This is a genomic window from Polaromonas sp. P1_G2 (genome assembly GCF_056405515.1).
Genome location: NZ_JBFUBY010001132.1, coordinates 1 through 453 on the forward strand (window position 1 = coordinate 1; position 453 = coordinate 453).

Annotated in this window: 1 pseudogene; it reads left to right on the plus strand. The window is 56.1% G+C overall.

Features of this window, described 5'->3' with window-relative positions:
• Window positions 1-453, plus strand: a pseudogene (locus AC1D0P_RS29410) (hypothetical protein); the annotation flags it as partial.

Below are 453 nucleotides of genomic sequence, written 5' to 3' on the forward strand. Positions count from 1 at the left end.
CGATAACACCATCCGCGCAACGGCCGAGCATGGTTGGCTGGATGTGCAGACGCGGCCCGAGCGCCGCAATCGGGTGAAGCTTTTGATGTTCTTTGACATCGGCGGCTCGATGGACGATCACCTGAAGATCGCCGAGGAGCTGTTTTCAGCTGCGAAATCCGAATTCCGCCAGCTCGAATATTTCTACTTCCACAATTGCCTGTACGAGGGCGTCTGGAAAGACAATCTCAGGCGCAAGTCGTCGATGCTCCCGACGGAAGAGGTCATCCGCACCTATGGTCCCGATTATAAGGTGATCTTTGCCGGCGATGCATCTATGAGCCCCTATGAGATCAGCATGGCTGGCGGATCGGTCGAGCATTGGAACAAGGAGCCGGGTGCGGTCTGGCTCAATCGGATTACCGGCCATTTCCACAAATGGGTATGGTTGAACCCGGTCGCAGAGGCCTATTG